Raw genomic sequence first — 6,733 nt, forward strand, 5'->3', positions numbered from 1 at the left:
AGGCAGCCGCTCAGAACTGCCCGGCGCTGTTGCACTTGGCGGACTGGACGATGCAGTTCTTCACCCGGTGCCCCTGCGCGTCGTTGTCCCAGACGTTGACGAAGTCGCCGTGCATGGACGAGGCCATGCCCGAGGCCAGCGTGAATCCGTCGGCGCTGCCGACCGCCGGGTACGCGATGACGAACGAGACCGACGGGATCGCCACCGGGAACGCGCTCGGGCACGTTCCGTCCGCGGTGTACGCCACGTGCGACTTGTGGTCGGGGCTGTCCAGGTGCACGCCGTCCCAGCAGTCGGGGAAGACGAGCTGGAACATCAGCGTGCCGCCCGGCGAGCAGATCGGCCAGTTGCCGTCGGCGCTGCGGCCGATCTCGCCGCCGGTGGTCCCGCCGACGCAGTAGAACTGGTTGACCGCACCGGCGGGGGTGGGGACCTGCCGGCTCGCGCTGCCCGCGATCATCTCGAAGCCCAGCGGGAACGGCACCGTGCGGCTCGGATCGGCCAGGCGCGAGCCGTAGTAGACCACGACTCCCTTCGGCTCCACCGCCACCCCGCGGTGATACAGGGTCGGCACCCAGTACGCGGACAGGTCGGCGGGGGCGGGGGTGCAGGTCGTGGCGGTGTTGGCGCGCAACGTGTCGAGAGTGGAGTTGGCGTTGGTGCTGCGGTTGCCGAAGAAGCTGTGCATGTGCGACGCGCCCGGCAGGCCCGGGAACACGATGGGATCGTCCTTGAAGGAGTGGCTGTACGTGCAGGTCGCGTTGAACTCGGGGACCCGCACGGCGTTGGGCGGCGCCGGAGCCATGGCCATGGCCCGGAAGGCGGCCAGCTGCGCGTTCCACTTCACCGGGTCGACATCGACCCAGCCGGTGCCGCCGCCGGTGCCGCCGGTGCTGAACGAGAGCCAGTTGAGGTTGACGAAGTCCGCGCCGCTGCCGGTGTCGGCCATGACGGCGTACACCGACTGGACGCCGGCCGGGTGGCTGGTGAGGTTCACCGTCTGCGTGGCCCACGCCTGCCAGCCGCCCGTCGCCGTGATGGTGAACCGGGCCAGCACGGGCCCGGTCGTCGACCCCGTGCGCAGCTCGATCGCGCCCGAGCCGCCGACGGCGGAGGCGACGCGTACGGACACGGCCATCGTTCCCGAAGCAGCCAGGTCGATGCCGTCGTAGCGCAGCCAGTCCCCGCGTGCCAGGTAGCCCACTGCGGAGCCGCCGCCGGTGTCGACGGTCGGCTCGACGACGGCGCCGGACTGCGCCGCGTACGCCTCTGCCTGCACCACCAGCTCGGCGGCGGCGCCCGCCGACGGTGTCAGCGCGACCACGGCGACCGTGAGCACCATCGCCGCGCCACCGGCGGCGAGCGCGACCGCCTCCACCCGCCGCCTGATCCAGTCCCTTGCCATGCCCGACCTCCTGCGTACGTGAAAGAGCGAGTCGTTTCAACGTAGTTACGAAGGTGGATCGCTTCCTGAGGCGAAAGCCTCACGGGCCGCCGTCGGCGGGGCCCAGTTTCCCGGACCGCGCGCCCGTCAGACGCGCGCCAGGTCGTCCAGTCGCGACGCCGCCAGCTGGTGCCCCACGCCGACCATCCACAGGATCGTCATCGCGATCACCGTCGGGTTCTTCACGCTGACGAGGATCGCCTGCAGCAGGTCCTTGCGCTCCTCGGGCGCCCAGAGCGAGATCGCGGTCTCCGGCAGCACGTCGAAGACGACGAACGCGATGCCGAGCACCAGGAACTGCAGCAGGAAGTCGCGCATCCGGCCGTCGACGCCCTGGCCGACCCGCTGCCAGCGCTCCCCGACAGTGAGGTGGGACCAGCCCGCCTCGACCGCCGCGATGCGCAGGATGAGGTAGACGAGCAGGATCCGCACGCCCGCGGTGAGCACCTCGCTCGCGGGGCCGACCCCGGCCGGCAGCCGGTCCCCGTAGTTGATCACCATGAACCGCTGCAGGCTGGGGATCAGCGACAATCCCAGCACCAGCGGCCAGTGCGCCGCGTAGAACCGCAGCGCCCAGCGCGCCGCCTCGACACTCAGACTCCAGGCCGATCCCATGTCAGCCGCTCCCTTCCCCATATACTTCACGACACTAAACTATTCACCATCGTGAAGTAAATACCCGCGGGTTAAGGTGTGCGTCGTGAGTGATTTGGGCTGGGAGCTGAGCACTGCCAGCGTGCTGTTCCACGAGGCCGTCGCCCGCCGGCTCGGGCTGACCGCCGTCGAGCACAAGGCGCTCGGCATGATCGTGCGCGGCGGCCCACTGCCCGCGGGCGCGCTCGCCCCGCAGCTGTCCGTCGGCGCGAGCGCGGTCACCGGCATCGTCGACCGGCTGGTCCGGGCCGGCTACGTCGAACGCCGGCCGGATCCCGAGGACCGGCGGCGGGTGCTGATCGCCGCCACCGCCGACCGGCCCGACCTGAGCGCCATCTTCGCGGACCTGACCCGCGAGATGGGCACGGTGGTCGCCCGCTACGACGCCGAGCAGCTGGCGACGATCACCGACTATCTGGAACACACCATCGCGGTGCTGCGGGCGCAGACCGCGAAGCTGAGCGACGCGGCCTGACGGTCACCGCAGCGCCGGGTCAGCCGGCGATGGTGTACGGAACGACGATGACGACCTTCTCGGCGGTGACCTCACGCACCTGGACGCCTTCGCTCTGCCCGGACGCCGGCACGGTGACCTGGTTTCCGCCGATGTCGACGGTGACCATGCCGTCCTTCACCTCGACCAGCTCGGCTTTCAGACCGAACACGCTCGCCGAGGCGTCGACGCCGCGTTGGAAGGTGACGACGCATTCCTGAAGGCTGCAGTCGACGTCCGTGCCTTCACCGTCGCCGCCGCATCCGGCCAGCAGGGCCGTCGACAGCAGCAGCGGCAATCCGATCATCCGAACAATGTTTACCCGAAGGCCAGCAGACATCACCCGACTCTACAAAGGCGGATCAAGCCACGAGCGCACCGACGCGCTGCCGGCGCGGTTGAGGAGTTCGACCCTGGGCTTCAAGACCTGTGCCTACGATCGGCAGGGGTTACCGCGGTGGGAGTACGATCCGCCGTCATGGCATGCCGTGGAGTTCTGTGCGCATTGACCGAGTCGCAGGACGAGGCCCTTGTCGCCACCCGCGACGACACCGAGGTCCGCGCGTTCGTCGCCGATGTCGAGCAGGCGTGGGACCGGGACTGGTTGTGTGAGGTCGACAAGGCCTGGGATGCGATGCACCGCTGCCTCAGCGACGGCACGCTGCGGCTGGGCCGCGTGGACGGCGGGCCGCTGGAGCAGGCGGTGCTCGGGGGTGGCCACCATCATGAGGGCGGGGAGTACATCGTGGCGCACGTCCTGGCCGGCGAGGTGCCGGCGGTGGCCGCCGCGTTGGACGCGATCGACGAGACCTGGCTGCGGGAGCGCTACGACCTGATCGATCCGGCGGACTACCAAGGCGTCCTGGACGAGGAGGACTTCGAGTACACCTGGGACTACCTGCAGGACGTGCGGCAATTCTACCGACGCGCCGCGGCGGCCGGCCGTTCGGTGATCTTCACCGTCGATCAGTGAACCGAACGGGTCGACGAGGAACACCCCGGGTCCTGGCACGTGGATGAGTGCAGAACCCGGGGTGGGACGCACCCTACGGAGCAGCGTGCGGGTGGCCGGGAAGCACGGTGAACGGCCCGTTGTCGAGGATGGGGTACTCGGATTCGCCTGCCTCCAGGCATTCGGCACCCAGGCCCGGGGCCGGCCCGCGACCGGTGCAGACCCGCTCCGCCATCGTCACGAAGAGAGTGCTGGTGTGTGTGCCGGGGCGAAGCGGATGGAAGGCCCGAGACACCGGAACGACGTATGGCAGCCCGGCGGTTCCCGGGGGCAGCAGCACATCTGTGGGAACTGTTCCGGACCGCAGGACTTCCGGGCCGAGCGTGACGGACCACTCGCGGGGCGTCCCGGCGTCGATCACATAGCGGGCGCTCTGGAAGTTGGTGATGAACGCCGCCTGCTCGGTCGCGGTCGCCGTGAGCCAAGGCGGGACGGCCCGGACCCACCTCTCCCCCGCCAGCGCCGTGCGGCAGCCGGGCCCACCGGGCGGGTCGGCGATGTCGTCGGTCGCGGGCGCAGGCGGGCCGATGATCCGCTCCCGCACGTCGTAGCGCTGGTTCAGATCCCGCCACTGCTCGCTGCCCCCGGTGAAGATGGGGCTGATGCAGAAGCGGTCGCGGTGCGGCTTCGCGTGCGCGGCGCCGGCCATGAGGCCCAGGCCTATCCCGAGCGTCGTCAGGATCGCCGCGGCTCTCGCGGAGCGCAGTACAGCAATGGACATGGTTGAACCCCCGTAGTTCGTACGCTGACCTCGTACGTTGTCGGGCCAGGCCCCCTGGCCCGGTGCGAAGCGTATGCGCAGTCATCACCGTGGCTGCCGCCTGACACGCCGACGCCGCGCGGTATTCAGCCGAGCTTCGGGGAACGTATTGCCAGGTGAGAAGCATCCCACCGACACGATCAAGTTCATCAACGTCGATGTTGCTCGACAGGTGCTCCCCCTGGCGAACCGGCCTGGTGATGAGTTGTCGCGCCCGCAGCCGTCATACCTACGACGGGACTTCACCAAGCGGAAGGATGACGTGATGGGTGCGGACACACGGCTGGAAGAGCTGGGCGTGAGCGGACTGGGCGAGGTCGACGAGGCGGCGTTCTCCGGGCTGGTGGAGCGGCACCGGCGGGAGTTGCACGTGCACTGCTACCGGATGCTCGCTTCGTTCGAGGACGCCGAGGACACCGTCCAGGAGACGTTCCTGCGGGCCTGGCGCAAGCGGGAGACCTACCAGGGCCGGTCGACGTTGCGGGCCTGGCTGTACCGGATCGCCACCAACGCCTGCCTGGACCTGCTCGCCAGGTGCCGCCCGGAGCCGGCGACCGGCGGCGAGGTGCGGTGGCTGCAGCCCTACCCGGACCGGCTGCTCGACGAACTGCCCGCCGGTGAGGCGGACGACCCGGAGGCCGTCGCCGTCGCCCGCGAGACGATCGAGCTGGCGTACCTGGTCGCAGTGCAGCACCTCGCGCCGCGGCCGCGTGCCGTGCTGATCCTGCGGGACGTGCACGGCTGGCCGGCCAAGGACGTCGCGGAACTGCTCGGGGACTCCGTCAACTCCGTGAACAGCGCACTGCAGCGGGCCCGCGCCGGACTGCGCGAGCACCTGCCCGCGCAGCGGCAGGACTGGACCGGCGGCGAGCCGGACGCCGGAACGCGCGAACTGGTGCGCCGCTACACCGAAGCCGGCGTGGCCACGGACATCGCCGCGATCGCCGCCCTGCTGCGCGACGACGTCCGCTGCTCGATGCCGCCCACGCCGGGTCTGCACATCGGCCGGGACGCGGTCGTCGACGACTGGACGGCGAGCGGGTTCGAGGGCATGGAGCGCCTGCGCGCCGTCCTCACGTACGTGAACCGGCAGCCCGCTGTCGCCTTCTACCACTGGCGGGAGCAGGAGGGCGCGTACCTGCCGCTGACGATCGACGTCCTGCGCGTCACCGGCGGGGCGATCAGCGAGATCGTCACGTTCCACGGTGACCGGTTCCCGGGGCTCGGGCTGCCGGAGCGCCTGCCCGCCGACGGCACGGAGTAGTCCAGTGTGGAGTCGACTCAACCCCGTACGCCAGTCATCGAATCTTGGAGGAACGACGTGAGCAGCATGAACGACACCGCGGTCGGGGCCGGCCGACTCCGCGGGCTCATCGGCACCGGCCTGCTCGCCACGCTCGCGGCGATGGTGGCCACCACCCTCGCCGCCGCGCTCGCCCAGGCCATGGGCGTCGATTTCGAGCTCCCCGACGGCGGCGAGGCGATCCCGTTGCCGGGCTTCGCCGTGGTGACCGGCTTCTTCTCGGTGGTGGGCATCGTCATCGCCGCCGCCCTTCGCCGCTGGAGCGCTCGCCCCGCCGAGCGGTTCGTGTGGACGGCGGTGTCGCTGACCGTGGTCTCGCTGGTGCCGCCCCTGCTCTCCGGAGCGAACACCGCCACCATCACCGCCCTCCTCGCGCTCCACCTCGTTCCTGCGGCGGTGATGATTCCCGCCCTGGCGCGGAGCCTGCGCACCACGGGACGACGCTGAGCAGCGCGGCTTGAGCGTCTCTGATTACCTGTGTTTGCCTGCGGAAGTCAGGCGTTTCGGGTGGGGGCGTGACCGTGTCGTGCCGGGTCCGTAGTCGCCGGTGAGGGTGATTGCGGGGGTGGCGCGGACGTGGTGGAAGCCGGTCCGGTGGTGCCGTGGTTTCAGGTGATCGTGTGCAGGTCCTGACGCCGCCACGCGGGGGTGGTGGTTCTTGGGTGCCTGCCCCGCCGGACGCTGGCCACCGGTGGACGCCGGTGGGGCGGGGGCCGTGCGCCGGTCGGGCGCACGGTGGGAGAGCCTGCCTGCCGATACCGGGGGCCGTTTCCGGGTGGGTCCGGTCTTGGCCCGTGGCGTCGGTTGCCTGGTGGGGCGGGTGGGGCGTCGTACGGTCGCGACGTCGCCTTCGACGACGGTGGTGATGGTGTGTCGGCCGGTGGTTCGGTCGGTGCGGACGTGGTCTTGGGCGAGTAGGCCGCGGGCGGTGATGCGCATGGCCGCGGCGTGGTCGCGGTCGAGGTTCAGGTCGCAGCGGCCGCAGATCGCCCATTTCCAGCCGCGTTCTGCGGGCCGGTCGGGTGCGGGGGTGTGGGCCAGTTCGGTGCGGCCTCGTCCGCAGCGGG

Annotated in this window: 8 protein-coding genes; 4 read left to right on the forward strand and 4 right to left on the reverse strand. The window is 70.6% G+C overall.

Features of this window, described 5'->3' with window-relative positions; translation table 11 throughout:
- Positions 1 to 10 precede the first annotated feature (10 nt).
- Complete coding sequence (locus tag AB0B35_RS07890) at positions 11 to 1,405, reverse strand: DUF1996 domain-containing protein (protein WP_361042145.1); 1,395 nt, start codon at positions 1,403 to 1,405, stop codon at positions 11 to 13.
- Between the two features lie 126 nt (positions 1,406 to 1,531).
- Positions 1,532 to 2,059 (reverse strand): hypothetical protein, encoded by a 528-nt coding sequence (locus AB0B35_RS07895; protein WP_361042148.1) that lies wholly within the window; start codon positions 2,057 to 2,059, stop codon positions 1,532 to 1,534.
- Positions 2,060 to 2,144: 85 nt separating this feature from the next.
- On the opposite strand from AB0B35_RS07895, the gene AB0B35_RS07900 reads away from it, so the two are divergent.
- The gene (locus AB0B35_RS07900) at positions 2,145 to 2,573 is read left to right on the forward strand and encodes a MarR family transcriptional regulator (RefSeq protein ID WP_361042150.1); all 429 of its coding nucleotides are present in this window, start codon (positions 2,145 to 2,147) and stop codon (positions 2,571 to 2,573) included.
- Between the two features lie 19 nt (positions 2,574 to 2,592).
- On the opposite strand, the gene AB0B35_RS07905 is transcribed toward AB0B35_RS07900, so the two are convergent.
- Positions 2,593 to 2,889, reverse strand: a complete 297-nt coding sequence (locus tag AB0B35_RS07905; RefSeq protein ID WP_361042154.1) for a hypothetical protein — start codon at positions 2,887 to 2,889, stop codon at positions 2,593 to 2,595.
- Positions 2,890 to 3,069: 180 nt separating this feature from the next.
- Between AB0B35_RS07905 and AB0B35_RS07910 the strand changes: the two genes are divergently transcribed.
- A complete protein-coding gene (locus tag AB0B35_RS07910; RefSeq protein WP_361042157.1) occupies positions 3,070 to 3,564 on the forward strand; it encodes a DUF1877 family protein in 495 nt (164 codons plus the stop codon).
- Positions 3,565 to 3,637: 73 nt separating this feature from the next.
- Here AB0B35_RS07910 and AB0B35_RS07915 read toward each other — a convergent pair whose 3' ends face one another.
- The gene (locus AB0B35_RS07915; protein ID WP_361042159.1) at positions 3,638 to 4,324 is read right to left on the reverse strand and encodes a hypothetical protein; all 687 of its coding nucleotides are present in this window, start codon (positions 4,322 to 4,324) and stop codon (positions 3,638 to 3,640) included.
- A 304-nt stretch (positions 4,325 to 4,628) separates the two neighbouring features.
- On the opposite strand from AB0B35_RS07915, the gene AB0B35_RS07920 reads away from it, so the two are divergent.
- Both AB0B35_RS07920 and AB0B35_RS07925 read left to right on the forward strand, forming a co-directional pair.
- Positions 4,629 to 5,627 (forward strand): RNA polymerase subunit sigma-70, encoded by a 999-nt coding sequence (locus tag AB0B35_RS07920; protein WP_361042161.1) that lies wholly within the window; start codon positions 4,629 to 4,631, stop codon positions 5,625 to 5,627.
- A gap of 66 nt (positions 5,628 to 5,693) precedes the next feature.
- Positions 5,694 to 6,113 (forward strand): DUF6069 family protein, encoded by a 420-nt coding sequence (locus AB0B35_RS07925; RefSeq protein WP_361042184.1) that lies wholly within the window; start codon positions 5,694 to 5,696, stop codon positions 6,111 to 6,113.
- The last annotated feature ends 620 nt before the right edge of the window (positions 6,114 to 6,733 follow it).

Source organism: Catellatospora sp. NPDC049133 (assembly GCF_040648455.1).
In the GTDB taxonomy this organism is placed as follows: Bacteria; Actinomycetota; Actinomycetes; order Mycobacteriales; family Micromonosporaceae; genus Catellatospora; species Catellatospora aurea.